Origin of the sequence: Burkholderia sp. AU30280, assembly GCF_020420125.1 — a bacterium.
Lineage (GTDB): Bacteria > Pseudomonadota > Gammaproteobacteria > Burkholderiales > Burkholderiaceae > Burkholderia.
The window spans coordinates 96,653-118,299 of sequence record NZ_JAIZRY010000013.1; the positions used below are offsets into that span (position 1 = coordinate 96,653).

At 67.9% G+C, this 21,647-nt stretch carries 24 protein-coding genes; 7 read left to right on the forward strand and 17 right to left on the reverse strand.

Annotation, left to right across the window (positions count from 1 at the left end; genetic code table 11):
• Positions 1 to 236 precede the first annotated feature (236 nt).
• The 9 genes from LGN17_RS26920 to LGN17_RS26960 all read right to left on the reverse strand — a co-directional run bounded on the left by LGN17_RS26920 (position 237) and on the right by LGN17_RS26960 (position 8,269).
• Positions 237 to 764, reverse strand: coding sequence for a chalcone isomerase family protein (locus LGN17_RS26920; protein WP_226199701.1), 528 nt, complete (start codon positions 762 to 764; stop codon positions 237 to 239).
• Between the two features lies 1 nt (position 765).
• On the reverse strand, positions 766 to 1,983 hold the full coding sequence (locus LGN17_RS26925; RefSeq protein ID WP_226199703.1) for an SAM-dependent methyltransferase: 1,218 nt from the start codon (positions 1,981 to 1,983) through the stop codon (positions 766 to 768).
• Positions 1,980 to 2,834: a DUF1365 domain-containing protein gene (locus tag LGN17_RS26930; protein WP_226199705.1), complete on the reverse strand. Its 855-nt coding sequence runs from the start codon at positions 2,832 to 2,834 to the stop codon at positions 1,980 to 1,982. The genes LGN17_RS26925 and LGN17_RS26930 overlap by 4 nt, the downstream gene beginning before the upstream one ends.
• Entirely contained in the window at positions 2,831 to 4,135 is a 1,305-nt protein-coding gene (locus LGN17_RS26935; protein ID WP_226199707.1) for an NAD(P)/FAD-dependent oxidoreductase, read from the reverse strand. Before LGN17_RS26935 ends, LGN17_RS26930 begins: the two co-directional genes overlap by 4 nt.
• Positions 4,136 to 4,227: 92 nt before the next feature.
• Positions 4,228 to 4,848 carry a lipocalin family protein gene (locus tag LGN17_RS26940; protein ID WP_226199709.1) on the reverse strand — a complete coding sequence of 207 codons (621 nt, stop codon included), beginning with the start codon at positions 4,846 to 4,848 and terminating at the stop codon, positions 4,228 to 4,230.
• Positions 4,845 to 5,945, reverse strand: a complete 1,101-nt coding sequence (locus tag LGN17_RS26945) for an SAM-dependent methyltransferase (RefSeq protein ID WP_226199711.1) — start codon at positions 5,943 to 5,945, stop codon at positions 4,845 to 4,847. The genes LGN17_RS26940 and LGN17_RS26945 overlap by 4 nt, the downstream gene beginning before the upstream one ends.
• A complete protein-coding gene (locus LGN17_RS26950; RefSeq protein ID WP_226199713.1) occupies positions 5,942 to 6,775 on the reverse strand; it encodes a DUF1295 domain-containing protein in 834 nt (277 codons plus the stop codon). Before LGN17_RS26950 ends, LGN17_RS26945 begins: the two co-directional genes overlap by 4 nt.
• A gap of 151 nt (positions 6,776 to 6,926) precedes the next feature.
• Positions 6,927 to 7,661, reverse strand: coding sequence for an anti-sigma factor domain-containing protein (locus tag LGN17_RS26955; protein ID WP_226199715.1), 735 nt, complete (start codon positions 7,659 to 7,661; stop codon positions 6,927 to 6,929).
• On the reverse strand, positions 7,658 to 8,269 hold the full coding sequence (locus LGN17_RS26960) for a sigma-70 family RNA polymerase sigma factor (protein ID WP_226199717.1): 612 nt from the start codon (positions 8,267 to 8,269) through the stop codon (positions 7,658 to 7,660). Before LGN17_RS26960 ends, LGN17_RS26955 begins: the two co-directional genes overlap by 4 nt.
• 250 nt (positions 8,270 to 8,519) lie before the next feature.
• Between LGN17_RS26960 and LGN17_RS26965 the strand changes: the two genes are divergently transcribed.
• Positions 8,520 to 9,074 (forward strand): lipocalin family protein, encoded by a 555-nt coding sequence (locus LGN17_RS26965; protein WP_226199719.1) that lies wholly within the window; start codon positions 8,520 to 8,522, stop codon positions 9,072 to 9,074.
• A 282-nt stretch (positions 9,075 to 9,356) separates the two neighbouring features.
• On the opposite strand, the gene LGN17_RS26970 is transcribed toward LGN17_RS26965, so the two are convergent.
• The 6 genes from LGN17_RS26970 to groES all read right to left on the reverse strand — a co-directional run bounded on the left by LGN17_RS26970 (position 9,357) and on the right by groES (position 13,171).
• Positions 9,357 to 10,016 carry a carbonic anhydrase gene (locus LGN17_RS26970; RefSeq protein ID WP_226199722.1) on the reverse strand — a complete coding sequence of 220 codons (660 nt, stop codon included), beginning with the start codon at positions 10,014 to 10,016 and terminating at the stop codon, positions 9,357 to 9,359.
• Positions 9,958 to 10,224, reverse strand: a complete 267-nt coding sequence (locus tag LGN17_RS26975; RefSeq protein ID WP_226199724.1) for a hypothetical protein — start codon at positions 10,222 to 10,224, stop codon at positions 9,958 to 9,960. Before LGN17_RS26975 ends, LGN17_RS26970 begins: the two co-directional genes overlap by 59 nt.
• A 119-nt stretch (positions 10,225 to 10,343) precedes the next feature.
• Positions 10,344 to 10,775 (reverse strand): hypothetical protein, encoded by a 432-nt coding sequence (locus tag LGN17_RS26980; protein WP_226199726.1) that lies wholly within the window; start codon positions 10,773 to 10,775, stop codon positions 10,344 to 10,346.
• Between the two features lie 6 nt (positions 10,776 to 10,781).
• The gene (locus LGN17_RS26985) at positions 10,782 to 11,036 is read right to left on the reverse strand and encodes a hypothetical protein (protein ID WP_226199728.1); all 255 of its coding nucleotides are present in this window, start codon (positions 11,034 to 11,036) and stop codon (positions 10,782 to 10,784) included.
• Between the two features lie 117 nt (positions 11,037 to 11,153).
• Positions 11,154 to 12,776, reverse strand: coding sequence for a chaperonin GroEL (gene groL / locus LGN17_RS26990; protein WP_226199730.1), 1,623 nt, complete (start codon positions 12,774 to 12,776; stop codon positions 11,154 to 11,156).
• Between the two features lie 77 nt (positions 12,777 to 12,853).
• Positions 12,854 to 13,171: a co-chaperone GroES gene (groES, locus tag LGN17_RS26995; RefSeq protein WP_175951842.1), complete on the reverse strand. Its 318-nt coding sequence runs from the start codon at positions 13,169 to 13,171 to the stop codon at positions 12,854 to 12,856.
• 511 nt (positions 13,172 to 13,682) lie between these two features.
• Between groES and LGN17_RS27000 the strand changes: the two genes are divergently transcribed.
• The 3 genes from LGN17_RS27000 to LGN17_RS27010 all read left to right on the forward strand — a co-directional run bounded on the left by LGN17_RS27000 (position 13,683) and on the right by LGN17_RS27010 (position 15,009).
• Positions 13,683 to 14,123 carry an Hsp20/alpha crystallin family protein gene (locus tag LGN17_RS27000; RefSeq protein WP_175952157.1) on the forward strand — a complete coding sequence of 147 codons (441 nt, stop codon included), beginning with the start codon at positions 13,683 to 13,685 and terminating at the stop codon, positions 14,121 to 14,123.
• 35 nt (positions 14,124 to 14,158) lie between these two features.
• Complete coding sequence (locus LGN17_RS27005) at positions 14,159 to 14,572, forward strand: Hsp20/alpha crystallin family protein (protein ID WP_175951843.1); 414 nt, start codon at positions 14,159 to 14,161, stop codon at positions 14,570 to 14,572.
• A 176-nt stretch (positions 14,573 to 14,748) separates the two neighbouring features.
• Positions 14,749 to 15,009 (forward strand): hypothetical protein, encoded by a 261-nt coding sequence (locus tag LGN17_RS27010; RefSeq protein ID WP_226199732.1) that lies wholly within the window; start codon positions 14,749 to 14,751, stop codon positions 15,007 to 15,009.
• Positions 15,010 to 15,101: 92 nt separating this feature from the next.
• Here the strand turns inward: LGN17_RS27010 and LGN17_RS27015 are convergent, their stop codons facing one another.
• Both LGN17_RS27015 and LGN17_RS27020 read right to left on the reverse strand, forming a co-directional pair.
• Entirely contained in the window at positions 15,102 to 16,190 is a 1,089-nt protein-coding gene (locus LGN17_RS27015) for an aldose epimerase family protein (protein WP_226199733.1), read from the reverse strand.
• Between the two features lie 26 nt (positions 16,191 to 16,216).
• Positions 16,217 to 17,410: a XylR family transcriptional regulator gene (locus tag LGN17_RS27020; RefSeq protein ID WP_226199736.1), complete on the reverse strand. Its 1,194-nt coding sequence runs from the start codon at positions 17,408 to 17,410 to the stop codon at positions 16,217 to 16,219.
• Positions 17,411 to 17,678: 268 nt separating this feature from the next.
• Between LGN17_RS27020 and xylA the strand changes: the two genes are divergently transcribed.
• From xylA to xylF, 3 genes are all read left to right on the forward strand, one after another.
• The gene (xylA, locus tag LGN17_RS27025) at positions 17,679 to 19,001 is read left to right on the forward strand and encodes a xylose isomerase (RefSeq protein ID WP_175970257.1); all 1,323 of its coding nucleotides are present in this window, start codon (positions 17,679 to 17,681) and stop codon (positions 18,999 to 19,001) included.
• A 4-nt stretch (positions 19,002 to 19,005) separates the two neighbouring features.
• On the forward strand, positions 19,006 to 20,484 hold the full coding sequence (gene xylB, locus LGN17_RS27030) for a xylulokinase (RefSeq protein ID WP_226199739.1): 1,479 nt from the start codon (positions 19,006 to 19,008) through the stop codon (positions 20,482 to 20,484).
• 123 nt (positions 20,485 to 20,607) lie between these two features.
• Positions 20,608 to 21,636 (forward strand): D-xylose ABC transporter substrate-binding protein, encoded by a 1,029-nt coding sequence (gene xylF, locus LGN17_RS27035; protein ID WP_175951853.1) that lies wholly within the window; start codon positions 20,608 to 20,610, stop codon positions 21,634 to 21,636.
• Positions 21,637 to 21,647: the final 11 nt, after the last annotated feature.

Here is a 21,647-nt window from a genome sequence, read left to right on the forward strand (position 1 = left end):
TATGTCAAGACGGGCCGGGAAGTACGCCGGAAGGGAGGCGATTTCGATGCATGTATCGATCGTGTCGCACATTTGCGTGTCGATGCGGCGGAATCCGGCCCGAGGCCGTTCACGCCAGCGAACATGATGTCGACCATGGCGTATCACGTGTCGAGAAGGATCCGTGGCGAACGGTCCGGTCGAGCGGCGCTGCCGGCATCGATACATTGGACCGATCGCCCTCGCTCACCGTCGAATCAGTGCGCCTCGTCGCCCAGCAACTGACGGCGCAACGATGTTGCCCGCGTGCGCGGGTCGAGCCAGATCGCGAAGAACGCGCGCGCGAACGCCGGGTCGGTCACGTCGGCCGTCAGACGGCCGTTGGTGTAGAAGCGTGCGCCGCGCTCGGGGAAATACACGCCGCAAAGCACGTCCCCGCGCGATACGTCGGTGAACGCCCGTTCGATATCGCGGCGCCATGCAGCGAGCGTCGCAGCCGGCAACGGCGCGGGTGCGAGGCGCTCGATCTCGTCGATGCCCGTCGCGACCAGCCGCTCGCCTTTCACGTCGTGACGGTAGGCCAGCGACAACGCAAACGGCGTGTCGAACGCGCCGGGGGGCCGGGGCGCCCACAGCTGGGCGTCGTACAGGCAGATGCCCAGGATGCAGAACCGGCCGGAGCCGATCAGGCGCGCCGATGCGATATCGTCGACGCAGCTCGCGCCGGCGAACGGCGGTGCAGCCAGCGCCGCGGCCGCGGCGAGCATCGCAAGCCGGCGCCTCATGTCAGCCGCCCGACGACACGATGAAATGCATCACGTCGGTCCGCCGCTCGGCAAATCCCGCTTCGCAATAGGCGAGGTAGAGACGCCAGGTGCGAATGAACGTCTCGTCAAATCGTTGCGCGCGCACCGAGTCGATGCGTGCCTCGAACGTGGCCCGCCAGGTGCGCAGCGTGCGCGCGTAGTCGTCGCCGAACGCGAGCACCGGTTCGGCGGCCAGGCCGGCCCGCCGTGCGGCATCGACGAAGCGCTCCGGGCTCGGCAGCATCCCGCCGGGAAAGATGAACTCGCGAATGAAGTCGCTTGACGTGCGGTACGCGTCGAACAGCGACTCGATGATCGTGATCGATTGAATCAGCGCGCGTGCACCGGGCTTCAGGCGCTGCCTGAGCGTGTCGAAGTACACCGGCCAGTACGTTTCGCCCACGGCCTCGAACATCTCGATCGACACGATCGCGTCGTATTGGCCGTCGACGTCGCGATAGTCGCGCAATTCGAGCGTGACGCGATCGGACAGCCCGTCGCGCGCAATGCGCTTGCGGGCCAGCGCGTATTGCGCCTGCGAGAGGGTGACGCCATGCACGCGGATGCCTTGCCGTGCGGCATGCAACGCGAACCCGCCCCAGCCGCAGCCGATCTCGAGCACGTGCATGCCGGCGCGCAGGCCGAGCGCATCGACGATGCGCTGATACTTCGCCGTTTGCGCGTCGGCGAGCGAACGCTGCGCGTCGCCGTCGAAGCATGCGCTCGAATACGTCCACGTGTCGTCGAGCCACAACCCGTAAAAGTCGTTGCCGAGATCGTAGTGCGCGTGGATGTTGCGGCGGCTGCCGGCCCGCGTATTCATCCTCAGCCGGTGACGCAGCGCGTACCAGACGCGTGCCAGGCGGCCGCCGGTCACCGTTTTCGCGATCACCGGCTGGTTGCGGATCGCGAGGCGCAGCAGCGCGACGAGCTCGGGCGTGTCGATCCAGCCGGCGCGATACGCTTCCGCGAAGCCGATGTCGCCCGCGCGCAGGATCGCACGGCACGCGCGCCAGTCGCGCACCTGCAGCGTCGCGGCCGGCTGGCAGTGCGGATTGCCTAACACATGCTGCGCGCCTTCGGGCGTCACGAGTGTCAGGTGACCGTCGCGGATTTGCCGCAGCAACGCGATGAACCACCGGGCCGAGAGCGGCATCGCCGGTTGCGATGCGGGAGACAGCAGGCGCAGCAAGGTCATGGACGAGCCTCGTGATCGGACATCGCCGAGCGGCCGCGTGGCGGCGCACCCGCCGAACGGGACAACGGCGAATCGGCAGCGGCGGAACGGCCGGGCGGCGTCTTGCCGTGGAACGGCACGCGCGCGAGCCACAGCCGCAGCGCTTGCCAATGAATGCGCATGACGACGTCGATCGCGTTCAGCGGCTGCCGGGCCAGCGCGCGCCACGCGCGTGCCGCTGTCAGCGGCGCGGACTGCATGCCGATGGCCGTGCGCAGCAGCAGGCCTTCGTCGTCGCGATAGTCGATCGCCACGCTCAGGTGATCGCCGCGCTGACGCACGCGAAACGCGTAATCCCCGACGATGTCGCAAAACGGCGAGACATGAAACGTCTTGCGGCAGACGAGCACGGTGTCGGCGTCGATCGGCGCGTGGCGCATCGCGCTCAGCAGGTAGCCGTGGTGCGCACCGAACGTGTTGCGCACGTCGGCGTACAGCGCGCGCAGCCGGCCCGCGCGGTCGTAGCAGTACCAGAAGCTCACCGGATTGAAGGCGTAGCCGAAGATGCGCGGGATCGTCTGCAGCCAGATCGGGCCGTCGGCGGGAATGCCGGCGTGCGCGAGGACATCGCGCATCCACGGGCCGAGCGCGCGGCCGTCGCGCGGGCCGTAGTCGCGGCAAGCGAGCGCGAGCGGGGCCCAGCGATCGATGCCGAACCAGCCGGCGTCGATCTCGTCCAGCCGCTCGACGTCGCAGCACACCTGGAATAGCGGGTACGCGAACGCATGGCGCACCGGCCGCAGCCGCTCGTGCATCACGGTGCCGACGAGCAGCCGGGCGGCGATGCCGTCGCGGGCAAAGGGCGTGTTCATGGGCGAGCCCAGGCCGGCGCGACGCCGAAGCTGCTGGCGACGCGCAACGCCGATTTCAGTCCATCCTCATGGAACCCGTAGCCCGTCCACGCGCCCGCAAACCACGTATTGCGCCGCCCTTGCAGCATCGGCAGGCGATGCTGCGCATCCACGGCCGCGAGGTCGAGCAGCGGGTGCTCGTAATCGTAGCGGCCGAGCTGGCTGTCGGGCGCGGGCGCGTCGACCGGATTCAACGTGACGACGACCGGCGAGCGGAACGGCAGCGGCTGCAACTGGTTGAGCAGGTAGCTCACGCACACGGGCGATTCGCCGCCGTTGCGCCTTGGCCGCCCGCCCAGGTAGTTCCACGCCGACCACACGCGCCGCCGACGCGGCAGCAACGCCGTATCGGTATGAAGCACCGCGACGTTGTGCTGGTAGCGCACGGCGCCGAGCACGTCGCGCTCGGCGTTGCTGGCGTCCGCGAGCAGCCGCAGGCTGGTCGGCGCATGGCACGCCAGCACGACCGCGTCGAAGCGCTCGTGACCGGCCGTGTCGGTCGCCACCGTCACGCCCGCGTCGTCGCGCCGTATCGCACGGACCGGCGTATTCACGCGCACGTCGTCGAGCGTCGCGGCGATGCGCTCGACGTACTGCCGCGCGCCGCCCGCGACGGTGCGCCAGGTCGGCCGGTTGTTGACCTGCAACAACGCGTGGTTCAGGCAGAAGCGCAGGAAGGTCGCCGCCGGAAACCGCAGGATGTCGTTGGCCGCGCTCGACCAGATCGCGGCCGCCATCGGCAGCAGGTAGTGATGCTGGAACGATGCGCCGTAGCCGCCGGCCGTGAGCAGTTCCCCGACCGAAAGACGCTCCCGGCTCGCCGATACGAGGTGATCGTGCGCGGACGCGTTGAAGCGCAGGATGTCGCGCAACATCCCGAGGAAGGTCGGCGAGAACAGGTTGCGGCGTTGCGCGAACACCGTGTTCAGGTTGCTGCCGGCCCATTCGAGCCGGCCGCCGTCGACCGAAACCGAGAACGACATGTCGCTCGAATGGGCGGCCACGCCCAGTTCGTCGAACAGCGCGATCAGGTTCGGATAGGTCCGGTCGTTGAACACGAGGAAGCCCGTGTCGACGGGGTGGCGTGCGCCGTCGAGCTCGACGTCGACCGTGTGCGTGTGACCGCCGAGATAGTCGGCGGCCTCGAACAGCGTCACGCGGTGACGGCGGGCCAGCAAGTACGCGCTGGCCAGGCCCGCGATGCCGGCGCCGACGACGGCGATCCGTCGGCCGGGCAGCGACATTGAAGGTTTCGGGTGCATCGCGAAGGGTCTCCGTCAATCACAAGCGCAGGGTCGGGAATCACATGTGCTCATATACGACGCACCGCGCGCGGCGGATGCAGGTGCGGCCGTCATTCGCGATCGCCGGGCGACGCGAAGCCCGGCTTGCCGATCTGCTCCGGTGTTTGCGGCACCCGCCTGAAGCGCGACGTGTCGTAACCCATCGCATCGAGCCGGGCGAGCAGCGAGCGATAGGTGGCCTCGTCCATCGTCGGCTTGCGCGAGAAGATCCAGCCGAGCGTCTTGCCCGGGTAGCCGAGGATCGTGTACCGGTAGTCGGGGTCGACGTAGAGCGTCAGTTGCGTGACGTACACCGGCCAGAACAGCCGCACGCGCCATTCGCCCCCGCCGCTGCCGGGCTTGACGGAGTCGACGAACCGATAGTGCTGCTCGGGCTGGTCGAAGCCGCCCTTGCGGCCGACGAAGGCGTCGTCGATCCGGCCGTCGTCGCGCAGGCTCCACTCGGCCCGGCTGCCGACGAAGTTGCGTTCCGCGAAATACGGGATATTGGCGATCACGTACCAGCGGCCCATGTAGCGCGGCAAGTCGACGGGGACGGTCGACAGCGCAACGGCGGCGCGCGGATTCGGGTTCGGCGGGCTGCCCGAGCACCCGGCGGCCCCGATCGCGAGCGCCGTCACGGCTGTGACGGCGACGCGGCTGACGACCCGGTACGGGATCGCGGCCCTCATGCGAGACCCCGGCGCTTGTCGAACAGATAGTGGGCGACGCCCCATTCCTGCCCGTCGGCATAGCCGAACAGCTCGGCGACCGCCATGTAGAACATCCGCCAGCGCTGGAACCCGATGCGGGCGTCGGCGCCGTAGACCGTCTCGAAGATCGGCATGATCCGGTGGCGCGCCGCGTCGAGCGACGCGAGCCACTGATTGGCCGTGCGGGCGTAGTGAGTGCCGTCGAGCCACCATTGGCGGGCGACGCGCACGTCGTCCTGGAACCGCAGCAGCAGGTCGGCCGACGGCATCGTCCCGCCCGTGAAGAAATGGCGCGACATCCAGTCGGTGTCGTCGCGCGCCGCGAAGTGATAGGCGAGCAGCTTGTGCGCGAAGATGTGCACGAAGAGCTTGCCGTCGTCGTGCATCCAGCGCGCGATTTTCGCGAGCAGTTGCCCGTAGTTCTTCATGTGCTCGAACATCTCGATCGAGAGCACGCGGTCGAAACCGGCGTCCGCGGGATCGAAGTCGAACTCCACCACGTTGCCGGTCACGATGCGCAGGTTCGTCAGCCCGCGCTGCGCCGCGCGTTGCTCGATGAAGTGGCGTTGACCGTGCGAATTCGACAGGCCGACGATCTGCGCCGCCGGATACCGCTCGGCGAGCCAGAGCGACAGCGAACCCCAGCCGCATCCGAGGTCGAGCATGCGCTGGCCGTCCGCCAGCCTGGCGCGCTGCGCGTACAACGCCAGCATGGCCTCCTCTGCCTGCGACAGCGTTTCGTCGCCGCGCGGGTAGTAGCCGCACGAGTATTTGAGCCGCGGGCCGAGATGGGCCTCGAAGAAGCTGCCGGGCACCTCGTAATGCTGCGTGTTCGCCGCGAGCGTCTCGATGGCGATCGGGCTCGCGCCCAGTTCACGCACCAGCGTGTCGTGGGCCGCCGCGCGCTGTTCGGCGTCATATGCGTGTTCGGCGCGCAGGCGTTGCCGCATGAGCGAGCGCATGCCGGCCCGGATCAGCCGGTCCGGCAGCCAGCCGCGCTCGCAGCAGCGAATCAGCCAGGCGTCGTCGGGTGCCGCCACCGAGGCCGGCGACGGTTGCGAGGTGGTAGCGGTCATGATCGCGTGCTCCGGTCTTCAGGGGGATCGGCTCGAGTGGGGGAAGGGCTGGGCACCGGCCTCGGCGGCCACGGAACGATGGCGCTGGTCGTGCGCCTGTACTCGCGGTAGCCCGGCCGGGTTTGCACCAGACGCGCTTCGAGCAGCGGCAAGCCGGATACCTTGAGCAGCAGCCATGCCATCAGGAAGGGCGGTATCAGCGTCAGCCAGCCCCACGGCATGCCGATCGCCAGGGCCGTGTAGGCGAGCCAGTGCACGCACTCGAAAAAATAGTTGGGGTGCCGCGAATAGCGCCACCAGCCGGCGCGACAGACCTGGCCGGCGTGCTCGGGATCCGCGAGAAACCGCTTGAGTTGCCGGTCGGAGGCCGTCTCTCCGGCGACGGCGACGATCCAGATCGCGACTGCCGCTGCAATCGCGAACCGGGACGGGGCTGCCGCGCTGTAGGCGGGGATGAAGAACGCTATCGACAGCAGCATCGAGATCAGCGCTTGCAACTGGAACAGCCAGAACATGTTGCGCGGCGCGGCGTCGCCCCACTGCAAGCGGAACTGTCGATAGCGCGGGTCCTCCGGCTGCCCGCGATTGCGCCGCCACAGGTGCCGCGCGAGTCGCAGCCCCCAGATGCCGCCGCCGGCGGCGACGAGCGCACGGTTCAATGCCGGGCCGGTAGCCAGCGCGGCGACGAACACGGCGACGCCGCCGAGCGTCGCCGCCCAGACCGGATCGATCATCCCGGCGTTCCGGGAATGCAATTGGGTCATCCACACTGCCGTGAAGGACACGATCAGTCCGACGAAGGCGAGGAGGGCAACGGCGACGGCGGGCATACGGGCTCCGGGGACGCGATATCCCCTTATACGGAGCCGGCGGCCGACCGGATGCAACCGGATGCGACGAGATGCGGCGCGATCCCGTCGAGAGAGGCAGCAACGGGCGGCACGCCGCCGCGTTTTGTGCGTCGAGCGCGCGTTGCGCGCGTCAAGCGGTGTGCATCGCGCCGGTGGCGAGCACCGGCCCGGTGGGTTGGCCGCTCGGCGAGCCGCCGCGAGGCTCGAGCGATACGGCGAGCACCGCGCGCGCACCGAGTCGCGCGACGATCGCTTGCGGCAGCGTCATCGACGCCGGTGCGTTCGACGCGAATACGCCGAGCGAGATCGGCTTCGCGTTCGGCGGAATCAGCCAGAGCTCCGTCGAGCGATCCGCGGCGATCGGCGGCGTGTTCGCGGGCACCACGACCATCCGGGCACGCCGCAAGTCGACCGTGGCGGTCCACCGTGCGACGCCATCCGCTTGTGCGAGCGTGGCCGCCATGTAGTGGCTGTCTTCGGCAGCGGGGCGCGGCGGCGCTTCATCCACCCGGATCACGTTGACCGCAAGCAGCCCCAGCGCCGCCGCGCTCGCGCCAATGCCTACCCAGCGCCACAGTCGCAGGCTGTTCCACCATCCGGCGGCTGGCGCAGCGCTGCTTGGACGCGGCGGCGGGATGAAGCCCAGTTGGTGTTGGATCCTGGTCCAGGTTCGCGCGGGCGGGTCGACGGGCGTGATGTCGTCCGCGAGCGGGGCGAGGCGGCGCTGCCAGCGCTCGAGCGTGGCTTGCAATGCCGGGTCGCGAGCGGCGGCCTGCTCCAGCTCGCGGCGCGCGTCTGCGTCGAGCACGCCGAGCGCGTATTCTGCGCAGCGCAATTCGGGATTGTGATCGGCCGGCGTATTCATTGCTCCAGGCACACCTTCAGCTGCATCAGGCTGCGCCGGATCCAGCTCTTCATGGTTCCGAGCGGCACACGCAGTCGCGCTGCCAACTCACTGTAGGTCGCGCCGCTGAAGAAGGCCTCGCGCACCGCGCGGCCCTGCTGCGGATCGAGTTGCGCGAGGCAGCGCTCCAGGCGCAGGCGCTCCTGCGAGGCCTCCGCCAGTGCGGCGGGCGTCGGATCTTCGGCGGGAAGCGCCAGCGCCTGCTCGTCGTCGAGTTGCGCGTCGCGATGCTGCCGCAAGCGGTCGATCGTCCTGTTGCGCGCCAGCGTGATCAGCCACGTCATCGCGCCGCCGCGCGCCGGGTCGAACGCGTCAAGGCGCCGCCATGCGGTCGTGTAGACCTCCTGGAGGAGATCCTCGGCTTCCCCGTGATCGTGAAGCATGCGCACGATTGTCCCGAACACCCGCGACGCGGTTAGCCGGTACAACTCCGCGAAAGCCGCCTGATCGCCGGCTGCCGCTTGAAGCATCACCCGATTCAGATGTTCGCGGCGCGCGGCATCCGCGTCGGCATCGCGCGAAGGGGCTGACTGATCGAAGCCGCTGGCACCGCTTGGCGTGTCGCTCATGCGAAGTGGATGGCGCGGATCGCCATGATGTGAATGTCGAGCGAAATATAGCACTCTCGGATGCGTCTGATTGAGCGATCGACGGCGCGCCCGCTGCACGTTGCGCAGGGCGACGGCCGCCGTGAAATCCTCAGCCAGATACGAGCGACGCGTCCGCGCGGATGCAGGTAGCCGCAACGTGCGGCGAGGGCGGCAGACCACCGTCGGTTGCGTGCACAATGGCCGGGTTTCGTGTCTGGAGAGCTATTCGATGAAGCGAAGTATCGTTGGCCGACCGCTGTGGGTGGCGGGCGCCGCACTGGTGCTTGCGGGATGTGCAGGCCTCGCCGGCGGGCCCAGCGGGAATGCCCATGTTCCGCAACCGGCGAAATCCGTCGATCTCGATCGCTACGTCGGCAGATGGTACGAGTTCGCGCGATATGAAAACCGCTTCGAGCGCGGATGCGACGGCGTGACGGCCGAGTATGCGAAGCGGGAAGACGGTCTCGTCGGCGTGCGCAATATCTGCCGCGAAGGCGGGCCGGCCGGCCGCGCGCGAACCGCCGACGGGCGCGCAAGGATCGTGGCCGACAGCGGCAACGCAAAGCTGAAAGTGTCGTTCTTCGGGCCGTTCTTCTTCGGCGATTATTGGGTGCTCGATCGCGCCGACGACTACGCGTGGTCGATCGTCGGTGAACCGTCGGGCCGGTTCCTGTGGATCCTGACGCGCGACGCGAAGCCCTCCGCCGAACAGGCCGCGGCGCTTGTCGAACGGGTTGGGGCGCTCGGTTACGACACGACGATGTTGCGGCGCACCGCGCATTAGGGCGACCGCACGCAGCACGCGTGCACGGCGCCATCGGGCCCGGCGCAACGTCGAACTCCGCGTATGCGTGGAGCCGTGGCCGATGGCGAAAGGCGGGATAACGCCGATGGAGCCGGCGTGATGGTGTCGATGCCCGTCAACGTGGTGCGGCGTCCGCATTGACGCCGCAAGACTCGCGCGTGGGGTGGGGCGATACGAACCGGCGCGCGTTCCCGCTCTCGCTCCGTTCGGCGGATCGTCGTGCACGCCCGATGCCGGGCATCGGGCGCGAACAACGGCGGGCTAGATTTGAGCGCGGTCGCGCGAATTCACGGCGACCACCGTGGGCGACTCGGCCAGCGGGACGAAACGTCGGGAGGTGCCGTCCAGCGCGTCGATGCCGCCCGTCTCGATGTCGTAGACCCACCCGTGCAGGTTCAGGCGTCCTTGCTCCAGTGCAAGCGCGACTGACGGGTGGGTGCGCAGGTTCGCCAGCTGCGCGATCACGTTTTCGCGCACGAGCCCGTCGAGTTTCGCGCGCGGCGTGTCGTATTCATGCGCGGCGTTGATGACGCGCGCGGAATCGGCATGACGCAGCCAGTTCGCGACGGCCGGCAGATGATCGAGGCAGGTGCAGCGCGAAATCGCGCCCATCGCGCCGCAATCGGAGTGGCCGCAGATCACGATATCCCGAACGCCGAGAACGGCGACCGCGTATTCCACGGTGGCGGACACGCCGCCGGGTTCCGGGCCGTACGACGGCACGATATTGCCCGCATTGCGGATCACGAACAGTTCGCCCGGCTCGCGCTGAGTGAGCAGCTCAGGGACGACACGGCTGTCGGAGCACGTGACGAACAGCGCCTTGGGGTTTTGTGACGTGGCGAGTTGCTTGAAAAGCGCCTCACGTTGCGGATAGATGTCGCGTTGAAAACGCAAAAAGCCATCGATGATGTCTCGCATGCTCGCTCCAGAACTTCAGACGTATGATCAGCGCAGCAGTAGCAGGTACGCCTGCGCGGCGAGCATCATAATGCAGATATCCGTCGCGCGCAGGTGTGGCGAGCGGCATCGCCCGGTCCCCGCCCCAGGATGTCGCGTCGAATGTCGATTCGTTTTTTGCATAAGTATCGCTAACAATTTCGGGGGACGGGGTGATCTGCATTTCCATGCAGTTTTCCTGTCAGGGCGATCCTGGCCGTATATCGTCCAGCGGAAGTCCCCACTCAACAGCCTCGTCAAATCAGATGGTTGCTGCCCGGGTAGGCAGTCAGGGATTCCCATGGCGATTCAGGTGCGACCTGCGGCGTCGGCTTTCCGGCCCGGCATGATCTCGCAGAAGAATTCCTGGTGACGCGCACCGAGCCGGCGGGCCGCCTCGTAGCGATGAAAGTGACTGGCGAGCCAGAACCTGCAGCCGTCGAAGAACACTTTCATTGCCGGCCGTGCCGCGCGCATCGAATTCGAGCGGATGGATGTGATGGCTTCCTCCAGCGCATCGATGTCGAACGAAGTGTCGAACAGCATCGCATCGTCGACCGAAAGCTGTAAAAACTTGAGGTAATCGATTCCGAGCACGCCGACCGGCAGCCGGGTCGGAGCGGGAACCGGCGAACGAAAATTGCCGGGCATGGTGACAGGGGATTCCGCAGCGCGGTGAGCCGTTTCGAGGTCGCGTCGACGCAGGCGCCGACGCCGCCGGGCGAGGAACGCCACGGCCACGCGGCCTCAATCGTTTGCCATAAGATGACTGATGATCAGCGCCGGATCCGCGATGTCCAGGATCAGCCGACGGAAGATGCGCTTTCGCATATGGTCTTCGTCGAGCATCCAGGGTTCGCCCTTTTTACCGAGGTACTGTGCGAGCGCATCCTGGTTGGCGGCGCCGCCGGGAAGCTCGAGGCGGGCGGCCAGCAACCCTGCCAGGACATCGTCGATCTCGATGTCGAGCGGTTTCGAATCAATGTGAAGCACGAGTTTCATGTCGATTCCGGGCAAAAAGCGGCGCCGCAGCACGCATCGCGCGTGCGGCGCCGAACGCGTTGCGCCGGCCGCGACTGTTCAGCCGGCGCAGACACGAACCGCTGGCAGGTCAGTACGTCAGTACTCGAGTGCCGGTGCCGCGTGCGGCGCCGCCTTCTCGTCCTTGGGTGCGTCGGCAACCGATGCGTCGGTCGTGAGGATCAGGCCGGCGATCGACGCGGCATTTTGCAATGCCGTGCGCGTCACCTTGGTGGGATCGACGACACCGGCTTCGACGAGGTCGACAAACTCGCCGGTGGCCGCGTTGTAGCCGAAGTTGCCCGTGCCTTCCAGTACCTTCGCGATGACGACCGACGGCTCGTCCCCGGCATTCGAAGCGATGACGCGCAGCGGCGCTTCGAGCGCGCGCAGCACGATCTGGATCCCCGCGTCCTGGTCGCTGTTGGCGCCTTTCAGGCCCGTGACCGTCGAGCGCGCGCGCAGAAGCGCCACGCCGCCGCCCGGTACGATCCCTTCCTCGACCGCCGCGCGCGTGGCGTGCAGCGCGTCGTCCACGCGGTCTTTCTTCTCCTTCATCTCGACTTCGGTCGCCGCTCCGACCTTGATGACGGCCACGCCGCCCGCGAGCTTCGCGACGCGCTCCTGGAGCTTCTCGCGATCGTAGTCGCTGGTGGCTTCCTCGATCTGCGCGCGGATGGACTTCACGCGCGCATCGATGCGCTGCTCGTCGCCCGCGCCGTCGATGATGATCGTGTCGTCCTTGCGCACCTCGACGCGCTTTGCCTGCCCCAGATCCTCGAGGGTTGCCTTTTGCAGCTGCTTGCCGGTCTCTTCCGAGATGACGGTTGCGCCGGTCAGGATCGCGATATCCTCCAGCATCGCCTTGCGACGGTCGCCGAACCCGGGCGCCTTGACGGCCGCGACTTTCAGGATGCCTCGCATCGCGTTCACCACGAGCGTGGCCAGGGCTTCGCCTTCGATGTCTTCCGCCACGATCAGCAGGGGCTTGCCTGCCTTCGAGGTCGCCTCGAGGATGGGCAGCAGATCCCGGACGTTCGAGATCTTCTTGTCGTGCAGCAGGATCAGCACGTCGTCCAGGTAGGCTGCCTGCTTGTCGGGATCGTTGATGAAGTAGGGGCTGATGTAGCCGCGGTCGAACTGCATCCCCTCGACGACATCGAGTTCGTTGTCGAGGGACTTGCCGTCCTCGACCGTGATGACCCCTTCCTTGCCGACCTTCTCCATTGCGTCGGCGATTATCTTGCCGATCGCCTCGTCGGCGTTCGCCGAGATCGAGCCGACCTGCGCGATTTCCTTGCTCGTGGAAATCGGCTTCGACAGGTCGCGAAGCGCGTCGAGCACGGCGGCCACCACCTTGTCGATGCCGCGCTTCAGGTCCATCGGATTCACGCCGGCGGCGACGTGCTTCATGCCTTCCTGCACGATCGCCTGCGCGAGCACGGTGGCCGTGGTGGTGCCGTCGCCGGCCACATCCGCGGTCTTCGATGCGACCTGCTTGACGATCTGCGCCCCCATGTTTTCGAAGCGCTCCTTCAGCTCGATTTCCTTCGCGACCGACACGCCGTCCTTCGTGATGACGGGCGCGCCGAAGCCGCGCTCGATCAGCACGTTGCGGCCCTTCGGCCCGAGCGTGACCTTCACGGCGTCGGCGAGCACGTTCACGCCCTTGACGATGCGGCCGCGGGCACTGTCGTGGAATTTGACGTCTTTTGCACTCATGTTTGGACTCCGGATCATAGTCGTTGACTCAACGCGTCGCGAACCACCGCTCGGGTGTTCGCGACCGGTTCAGGCTTTCAGGCGGCCTTGCGGGCGGTGCCGGCGTCGGCCTCGAGGACGCCCATGACGTCCTCCTCGCGCATGACGAGGAGTTCCTCGCCATCGACCTTGACGGTCTGCCCCGCGTATTTGCCGAAGAGCACCTGATCGCCGACTTTCAACTGGAGCGCACGCAGCGTTCCATCCTGGAGCAGCCGGCCGCTGCCGACCGCGATGACCTCGCCTTGTTCGGGCTTTTCCGCGGCCGAGTCGGGAATCACGATGCCCGACGCCGTCGTCCGCTGCGTCTCGATTCGCTTGACGATAACCCGGTCGTAGAGGGGGCGAATCTGCATTCTCATCTCCTGAGCGATTGAACGTTCACGAAAAAGGGAATCCGGCTGCCGGCCGTCGCGACTCGTGCGTCGCCGCCGGGCAGCCGCGCCACTGTCTGGCGGGAACCGAAATAGAGGCGCCCGCCGCACGCTTCAAGAGGGCGCCAAAATGCCTGTTTGTAACAATTTGTTTCAGCCTGGCGTCGGGGGACGACGGCCCTTTCCGAGGCGATGAGGCGGGCGGCGGATTGCCTGCGCAGCGGCCGTGACCGTGCCGGGATGGGCGGCATGCGCACCCGCTCCGCCGGTTCCCGAAGCCTGTCGGCGAGGGCCGTGAAGTGTCGCGGGGCGGGCTGTCGAACCGCCTCTTGAAATTTCCGCTTCTTGCGCTATGTTACGGATCGCCAAGGCAGTCGCGCTAAGCGCTGCGTGTTTCGATTTGTTTGTCTGCGGGGTTTCCCACGGGCAGGCGAACTGGAGCGCGTGGTTCCGTTCGCCTCTCGTGAAGGGCCCCCGATTCAAGGAGCCAGTCATGAGCGATTTTCTCTTCGGCACCGATCTGCTGGGCGAATTCGACCGCCTGCAACGGCAGATGGCCAGCCTCTTCGCGGGGTATCCCGCCAGTCTGCGCGCCACGCGCAGCGAAACCTTCCCTGCGGTGAACATCGGCAGCACCGACGACAGCATCGAGATCGTCGCATTCGCGCCGGGGCTCGATCCGGCCGCGATCGACGTCTCGATCGACAAGGGGCTGCTGACGATCAGCGGCGAGCGCAAGCCGCCCGAGTCGAACGAGGACGCCGAAACGCGCGTCTATGCGCGGGAGCGTTTCATGGGCGCGTTCCGGCGGGTCATCGAGTTGCCGCAGCACGCCGATCCGGACAAGGTCAACGCGCGCTATGTGAACGGTTGCCTGACCATCAGCGTCGGGCGCTCCGAGGCCTCGAAGCCGCGCGCCATTGCCGTCCAGTGAGGATTGATCCAGATACCTAACGAACGGAGGACATCATGAACGACAGCAACGAACTGACGACGCGCGGGGCCGGCACCGATGTTGCCGGCCCGGCCGGCGAGGCGCCGGCGAAGCCGCTCACCCGTGTCGCGCCCGCCGTCGACGTCTTCGAGGACAACCGCGGCATCACGCTGTACGCGGACTTGCCGGGCGTGCCCCGCGAAAAGCTCGACGTGCAGGTGCGGGACGGCAACCTGACCGTCGAGGCCGAAGCCGTCATCCCGACGCCGGCCGGACTGCGGCTGCAGCACGGCGAAGTGCGTCATCCGCGCTTCTGGCGGGCGTTCACCATCAGCCCTGACTTCGACGTCTCGCGCATCGATGCGCAACTGCGCGACGGGGTGCTCAAGCTGACCATTCCGCGCCGCGAGGAGGCGAAACCGCGACGCATCCAGGTGAGCGTCGGATAGGCCGGCGTATCGGCAGCACGGACCGGCGCAGCACGGTGCGCGGTGCTGCGCCGGCGGACACGGCCGCCCGCCGGTGGTCGGCCGTGCGATGCCGCGGGCGGGGGCAGGCCTGCACCCCGCGGTTGGCTTTCGCGCCCCGCCGCGATTCGCGATTCCATTGTTGACAGGAAATGGACATGCTCAGCCCACACGAATTTGCGACCCTGATGCTGGTCCGCGAGGCGCCGGACCAGATCGACCTGCACCGAACCGAGCTCGACGCGCTGCTCGAGCGCCAGCTGGTCATGCTGGAGCATGGCGCCGCGGGCAGGCGCCATGCTTACCTGACGCACAAGGGGCGCCGGTTTCTCGACGCGCTTCACCCGGGCAGCACGCCGGGGCCCGTGCATGCCGGCATCGTCGGGCCGCCGGTTTCCGGCATGCATCCCGACGCATGACGATGCCGGCCTGACGCGCGCCGAGCCGGCGTGGCAACCGGCCGAAGCCGGCGCGGCCGCGGCCGGGGTGCCGGCGACACTGGCCGCGCACACTATGCACGAACGGCTACCCGATACCGGGTGGTCTGTCGATAGACGGCGCCCGGATAAAGGATCACGTCGTCGCGCAGGCCGGCCATGTTGACCTGGTCCGGGAAGCCGCCGGCCTCCACGCACAGCGCCGCGTGTCGCGCGCAAAGCGTGCCGCCGCTCACGCGCATGCCGTCGAGATAGTTTCCGGTGTAGAGCTGCAGGCCTCGCTGGTCGGTCGACACGATCAGTTCACGGCCGCTTTCCGGATCGTAGATGCGCGCGACGGGCCGGACCTCGTGCGCGCCGCCGCTCAGGACGAAGCAGTGGTCGAAGCCGCGCGCGCGAGCCAGTTGCGCATGCGGCCAGTCGAGGCGCGCACCGATCGGCGCGCTTTGACGGAAATCGAACGCGGTGCCCGTCACGTCGGCCGTGCCGGTCGGGATCAGCGCGTCGTCCACCTCGAGGAACGCGTCGGCATCGATGTGCAGCAAATGGCCGCGCACATCGCTGCCCGGGCGCCCGCTCAGGTTGAAGTAGCTGTGATTCGTCAGGTTCAGCGGCGTCGGTGCATCGGTCCGTCCCACATAATCGATCGTCAGCGTGCCGTCGTCGTCGAGCGTGTAGCGGACCTGCACGCACACGTTGCCGGGGAATCCCGCGTCGCCTTCCGGCGAATCGAGCCGCAGTGTCAGCCCGCCGCAGTCGTCGATCACGTCCCAGCGCGCGCGATGAAAGCCGTTCGCACCGCCGTGCAGCAGGTTGCCGTTCTCGTTACGGTCGAGCAGGTAGTCGACGCCGTCGAGCTCGAAGCGCGCACCGGCGATCCGGTTCGCCCATCGGCCGATCGTCGCGCCGAGGTAGGCGCCGGATTCGAGGTACTCGGCCGGCGTGTCGTGTGCGAGCACGATGTCGGCGAGACGCCCCGTGCGGTCGGGGGCGAGCCACGACACGACGGTCGCGCCGAGATCGCTGATGCCGACACGCATCCCGTGCGCGTTGCGCAGCGTGTAGCGTCGCACGGGTTCGCCGTCGGGCAACGCGCCCCACGGTTCGGACTGCACGCGGGCCACGCCGGGCGTCAGGTGGGAAGAAGCGGTATCGATATGCATGGGTGGAGTCAGATTGGCGGCGGGCGTCAGCATGGGGCGCCCGCGCGTTCCTGGAATTCGCGCGGCGTGCAGCCCAGCTCGCGCCTGAACACTGCGTACATGTACTGAAGCGACGTGAACCCGCAACGGATCGCGACTTCCGCGCTCGACGCCTGCCGGCCGGCGAGCAGCGCCTGCGCGGCCTCGAGCTTGTGACGCAGGATTTCCTGGTGCACGGTGCGCTGCAGTTCGCGCCGAAAATGCTCTTCGAGCAGCGAGCGCGACACGCCGACATAGTCGGCGACCTGTTCGGTCTTGATCCCCTGGCACGCGTACTGGCGAATGAAATGCCGTGCACGCATCACGTGCGGGCTCGCCAGCGGCTGGTGGCGGGTCGACTCGAGCACGTTGATGCCGACCGGCGGCACGAGAATGCGCTGCCCCGGAAAGCGCGCGCCGCGCAGCATCCGGTGCAGCAGGTGCGCGGCGGTGCGGCCCATTTCCTCGGTGCCCTGGATCACCGACGACAACGGAATGCGCGTCAGCGTGCGCGTGAGCGGATCGTTGTCGATGCCGATGATCGCGACCTGTTCCGGCACCGCGATGCCCGCGATCAGGCAGGCCTGCAGCAGGTGCCGCGCGCGCGCATCGGTGACCGCGATCACGCCGACGGGCTTCGGCAGCGCATGCAGCCAGCCGATCAGCTGCTCGATGGCGTGATTCCAGCCCGAGGCGCTCGTCGACAGCCCGCGGTAGATCGGGGCGTCCAGCCCGTCGGCGCGCGCGAGCCGGTCGAACGCGAGCTCGCGCTGTTGCGCCCAGCGGTTCTCCTGCGCGACCGGCAGGCTGTACATCGCGAAATGCGCGAGCCCCGCGCCGATCAGGTGCGTGTAGGCGAGCGACACGAGCTTCGGGTTGTCGGTCGCGATATAGGGGACATCGTCCGGATACTGCGCGAGATCCTCGTACGACGAGCCGACCGCGACGATCGGCAGCGGCGAGCCGGCGAGCGCGTCGGCGACGGCGGGATCGTCGAAGTCCGCGATGATGCCGTCGCCGTCGAAGCGCTCGATGCCGGTGAGCCGGCAGCGGAAGTCGTCTTCGAGAAACAGGTCCCACACGACGCGCGTCGTGTGCAGGTACTGGCCGATGCCGCTGATGATCTCGCGGTCGTAGACCTTGTTCGCGTTGAACAGCAGCGCGATGCGATGCGGTGTCTGGGCGGAAGGGGCGCGTGTCATCTCGATCTCGGGGCGCGCGCGTCGGGGCGACGCCGCGCCGTTGTCTCCGGGGCGCGCCCGGGGCGGCGGCGCGCGATGGTCTGGTGTTCGGCGATTGTAGGACGGAACGTGCGCCGCACGCAGCGGCTGGCAAGAAACATTAAGCGTGCTGCGCAATTTCGCAATTGCCGGCCGGCAGGCGCACAGGCACGATCCAGCCAACCGAATTCGGCCGCGTGCGTCGCCGCGACGCGCGTTGCGCTGCAACAAGACCGTACACGGAGACGCCATGTCGCATTTCGAACACATTCCCGCGATTCGCTACGAAGGCCCGCAGTCGGACAATCCGCTGGCCTATCGCCATTACGACCCCGAGAAGCGCGTGCTGGGCAAGACGCTCGCCGAGCATCTGCGGATCGCGGTCTGCTACTGGCACACGTTCGTATGGCCGGGGAACGACATGTTCGGGCAAGGCACGTTCCGGCGGCCGTGGCAGCAGCCGGGCGACGCGCTCGAGCGGGCGCGGCAGAAGGCGGATGCGGCGTTCGAATTCTTCACGAAGCTCGGCACGCCGTTCTATACGTTCCATGACACCGACGTCGCGCCGGAAGGCGACAGCCTGCGGGAATATGCGGCCAATTTCGCGCGGATGGCCGACTATCTCGGCGAGCGTCAGGAGGCAAGCGGCGTGCGGCTGCTGTGGGGCACCGCGAACCTGTTCTCGCACCCGCGCTTCGCGGCCGGCGCCGCGACGAACCCGAACCCCGACGTGTTCGCGTGGGCCGCGACCCAGGTGTGCCACGCGCTCGACGCGACCCACCGGCTCGGCGGCGAAAACTATGTGCTGTGGGGCGGGCGGGAAGGGTACGAGACGCTGCTCAATACCGACCTGAAGCGCGAACGCGAGCAGTTTGCCCGCTTCCTGTCGATGGTCGTCGAGCACAAGCACCGGATCGGCTTCAAGGGCGCGCTGCTGATCGAGCCGAAGCCGCAGGAGCCGACCAAGCACCAGTACGACTACGATGTCGCGACGGTGCACGGCTTCCTCGTGCAGTACGGATTGCAGAACGAGATTCGCGTGAACATCGAGGCGAACCACGCCACGCTTGCCGGGCACTCGTTCCATCACGAGATCGCGAACGCGTTCGCGCTCGGCGTGTTCGGCAGCGTCGACGCGAACCGGGGCGATCCGCAGAACGGCTGGGACACCGACCAGTTCCCGAACAGCGTCGAGGAGCTGACGCTCGCGTTCTACGAAATCCTGCGCCACGGCGGCTTCACGACCGGCGGGATGAACTTCGATGCGAAGGTGCGGCGCCAGAGTGTCGATCCGGAAGACCTGTTCCACGGCCATGTCGGCGCGATCGACGTGCTTGCGCTCGCGCTCGAACGCGCGGCCGTGCTGGTCGAGAACGACCGGCTCGAGGCGCTGCGCCGGCAGCGCTACGCGCAGTGGGACGACGCGTTCGGCCGCAAGATCCTGTCGGGCGGCTATACGCTCGAGTCGCTCGCGGCCGATGCGCTGGCGCGCGGCGTGGCCCCGCGGCATGCGAGCGGCGCGCAGGAACGGCTCGAGAACATCGTGAACCAGGCGATCTACGGGCTGCGCTGACGCCATGTACATCGGACTCGATCTCGGCACGTCGGGCGTGAAGGCGGTGCTGCTCGACCGCGACGGCGCGGTGCGCGCGAGCGCGAGCCGCCCGCTCGCGGTGAACCGGCCGCGACCGCGCTGGTCCGAGCAGGCGCCGCTCGACTGGTGGGACGCCGCCTGCGGCGCGCTCGCCGCGCTCGTCGCGGATGCGCGCGCCGCGGGCATCGATTCGCGCGACATCGCCGCGCTGGGACTGACCGGCCAGATGCACGGCGCGACGCTGCTCGATGCGCATGGCGCGGTGCTGCGCCCCGCGATCCTGTGGAACGACGGCCGCGCGGACGCCGAGTGCGCGGAACTCGAACGGCTCGCGCCCGCGCTGCGCGCGGTGGCCGGCAACGTCGCGATGCCGGGCTTTACCGCGCCGAAGCTGCTGTGGGTACGTCGTCACGAACCCGACGTGTTCGCACGCATCGCCCAGGTGCTGCTGCCGAAGGACTATCTGCGCTACCGGCTCACCGGCGCATTCGCGACCGATCCGTCGGATGCCGCCGGCACGCTGTGGCTCGACGTCGCGAAGCGCGACTACGACGACACGCTGCTTGCCGCATGCGGGCTGTCGCGCGCACAGATGCCGGCCGTGTTCGAAGGCAATCGTGTCACCGGCACCCTGCTGCCGGCCGTCGCGCGCGCGCTCGGGCTGCGCGAGATCCCGGTGGTGGCCGGTGGTGGCGACAACGCGGCCGGCGCGGTGGGCGTCGGCATCGTGCGGCCTGGCGATGCGCTGCTGTCGCTCGGCACGTCGGGTGTCTATTTCGCGGTGTCCGACGGGTTTCGCGCGAATCCCGAATCGGCCGTGCACAGCTTCTGTCATGCGCTGCCGAATACCTGGCACCTGATGTCCGTAATGCTGAACGCGGCAGGCTGCATCGACTTCACCGCGCAACTGGCCGGTTACGACGGCGTGGCGGCGCTGCTCGACGATGCGCAGGCGAATGCACGTGCGACCCGGCCATGGTTCCTGCCTTACCTGAGCGGCGAGCGTACGCCGCACAACGACGTGAATGCGAAGGGCGTGTTCTACGGGCTCGTGCCCGACACGCAGCGTGCGGATCTCGCGAACGCGACGCTCGAAGGCGTCGGATTCGCGCTGCTCGACGGAATCGACGCGTTGCATGCGGCGGGGGTGGTGCCCGACAGCATCACGGTGATCGGCGGCGGCTCGCGCAGCGCGTACTGGACGCAGATGCTCGCCGACCTGAGCGGCCGCGCGCTGACCTTGCGCGCGGGCGGCGAGGTGGGGCCTGCGCTGGGCGCCGCGCGCCTTGCGCATCTCGCGCTCGAACCGGATGCGCCGCTCGGCGACGTGTGTCCGCAGCCGCCGGTCGTCGCGGTGCGCGAGCCGGACAGGGCACGCCACGCGTGGTATCGCGACGTGCGGCGGCCGACGTTTCGCGCGTTGTATCGCGCGCTCGAACCGGTGTTTGCCACGGGCGCTTGACGTGCGGATCGCCGACGCGATTCCCGTCGCGCGATGCCGTGTTGTGCAGTGACGCGATGCGGGCGGCGCAGTTCGGCTGCCGCCCGGCGTTCGTGAGGTTGTCCGATAACAAGGAGTGGAGACATGAGATCCGTGACGCGTCGTACCGTATTGAGTTCGCTTGCCGGCGCCGCTGCGCTGGCGATCCTCGCGCTGGGCACGCCGCTCGCGCACGCGAGCAAGGACAAGCCGGAAATCGGCTTCTGCATCGACGACCTGCGCGTCGAGCGCTGGTCGCGCGATCGCGACTATTTCGTCGCGGCCGCGACGAAGCTGGGCGCGAAGGTGTCGGTGCAGTCGGCCGACGCGAGCGAGGAGCGGCAGATTTCCCAGATCGAGAACCTGATTTCGCGCGGCGTCGACGTGATCGTGATCGTGCCGTTCAATTCGAAGACGCTCGGCAACGTCGTCGCCGAAGCGAGGAAGGCCGGCATCAAGGTCGTGTCGTACGACCGGCTGATCCTCGACGCGGACGTCGACGCATACATCTCGTTCGACAACGAGAAGGTCGGCGAGCTGCAGGCGCAGGGCGTGTTCGACGCGAAGCCGAAGGGCAACTACTTCCTGCTCGGCGGCGCGCCGACCGACAACAACGCGAAGATGCTGCGCGAGGGCCAGCTGAAGGTGCTGAAGCCCGCGATCGATCGCGGCGACATCAAGGTCGTCGGCCAGCAATGGGTGCCAGAGTGGAGTGCGTCGACCGCGCTGCGGATCGTCGAGGATGCGCTGACCGCGAACAACAACCGGATCGATGCGATCGTCGCGTCGAATGACGGCACGGCCGGCGGCGCGATCCAGGCGCTCGCCGCGCAGCATCTGGCCGGCAAGGTGCCGGTGTCCGGGCAGGACGCGGATCTCGCGGCGGTCAAGCGCGTGATCGCGGGCACGCAGACGATGACCGTCTACAAGCCGCTCAAGCTGATCGCGAGCGAAGCGGCCAGGCTTGCGGTCGATCTCGCGAAGGGCGCGAAGCCCGCGTTCAATGCGCAATACGACAACGGCAGGAAGAAGGTCGATACGGTGCTGCTGCAGCCGACGCTGCTGACCAGGCGCAACGTCGACGTCGTCGTGAAGGACGGCTTCTATACCCAGGCGCAACTGGCGAGCCAGTAACGGCGCGACGC

What these genes read in the sequence shown, in the direction of transcription:
- LGN17_RS26920 (WP_226199701.1), bottom strand. Translation starts at nt 764, where the DNA reads ATGAGGCGCCGGCTTGCGATGCTCGCCGCGGCCGCGGCGCTGGCTGCA.
- LGN17_RS26925 (WP_226199703.1), bottom strand. Translation starts at nt 1,983, where the DNA reads ATGACCTTGCTGCGCCTGCTGTCTCCCGCATCGCAACCGGCGATGCCG.
- LGN17_RS26930 (WP_226199705.1), bottom strand. Translation starts at nt 2,834, where the DNA reads ATGAACACGCCCTTTGCCCGCGACGGCATCGCCGCCCGGCTGCTCGTC.
- LGN17_RS26935 (WP_226199707.1), bottom strand. Translation starts at nt 4,135, where the DNA reads ATGCACCCGAAACCTTCAATGTCGCTGCCCGGCCGACGGATCGCCGTC.
- LGN17_RS26940 (WP_226199709.1), bottom strand. Translation starts at nt 4,848, where the DNA reads ATGAGGGCCGCGATCCCGTACCGGGTCGTCAGCCGCGTCGCCGTCACA.
- LGN17_RS26945 (WP_226199711.1), bottom strand. Translation starts at nt 5,945, where the DNA reads ATGACCGCTACCACCTCGCAACCGTCGCCGGCCTCGGTGGCGGCACCC.
- LGN17_RS26950 (WP_226199713.1), bottom strand. Translation starts at nt 6,775, where the DNA reads ATGCCCGCCGTCGCCGTTGCCCTCCTCGCCTTCGTCGGACTGATCGTG.
- LGN17_RS26955 (WP_226199715.1), bottom strand. Translation starts at nt 7,661, where the DNA reads ATGAATACGCCGGCCGATCACAATCCCGAATTGCGCTGCGCAGAATAC.
- LGN17_RS26960 (WP_226199717.1), bottom strand. Translation starts at nt 8,269, where the DNA reads ATGAGCGACACGCCAAGCGGTGCCAGCGGCTTCGATCAGTCAGCCCCT.
- LGN17_RS26965 (WP_226199719.1), top strand. Translation starts at nt 8,520, where the DNA reads ATGAAGCGAAGTATCGTTGGCCGACCGCTGTGGGTGGCGGGCGCCGCA.
- LGN17_RS26970 (WP_226199722.1), bottom strand. Translation starts at nt 10,016, where the DNA reads ATGCGAGACATCATCGATGGCTTTTTGCGTTTTCAACGCGACATCTAT.
- LGN17_RS26975 (WP_226199724.1), bottom strand. Translation starts at nt 10,224, where the DNA reads ATGGAAATGCAGATCACCCCGTCCCCCGAAATTGTTAGCGATACTTAT.
- LGN17_RS26985 (WP_226199728.1), bottom strand. Translation starts at nt 11,036, where the DNA reads ATGAAACTCGTGCTTCACATTGATTCGAAACCGCTCGACATCGAGATC.
- groL (WP_226199730.1), bottom strand. Translation starts at nt 12,776, where the DNA reads ATGAGTGCAAAAGACGTCAAATTCCACGACAGTGCCCGCGGCCGCATC.
- groES (WP_175951842.1), bottom strand. Translation starts at nt 13,171, where the DNA reads ATGCAGATTCGCCCCCTCTACGACCGGGTTATCGTCAAGCGAATCGAG.
- LGN17_RS27000 (WP_175952157.1), top strand. Translation starts at nt 13,683, where the DNA reads ATGAGCGATTTTCTCTTCGGCACCGATCTGCTGGGCGAATTCGACCGC.
- LGN17_RS27005 (WP_175951843.1), top strand. Translation starts at nt 14,159, where the DNA reads ATGAACGACAGCAACGAACTGACGACGCGCGGGGCCGGCACCGATGTT.
- LGN17_RS27010 (WP_226199732.1), top strand. Translation starts at nt 14,749, where the DNA reads ATGCTCAGCCCACACGAATTTGCGACCCTGATGCTGGTCCGCGAGGCG.
- LGN17_RS27015 (WP_226199733.1), bottom strand. Translation starts at nt 16,190, where the DNA reads ATGCATATCGATACCGCTTCTTCCCACCTGACGCCCGGCGTGGCCCGC.
- LGN17_RS27020 (WP_226199736.1), bottom strand. Translation starts at nt 17,410, where the DNA reads ATGACACGCGCCCCTTCCGCCCAGACACCGCATCGCATCGCGCTGCTG.
- xylA (WP_175970257.1), top strand. Translation starts at nt 17,679, where the DNA reads ATGTCGCATTTCGAACACATTCCCGCGATTCGCTACGAAGGCCCGCAG.
- xylB (WP_226199739.1), top strand. Translation starts at nt 19,006, where the DNA reads ATGTACATCGGACTCGATCTCGGCACGTCGGGCGTGAAGGCGGTGCTG.
- xylF (WP_175951853.1), top strand. Translation starts at nt 20,608, where the DNA reads ATGAGATCCGTGACGCGTCGTACCGTATTGAGTTCGCTTGCCGGCGCC.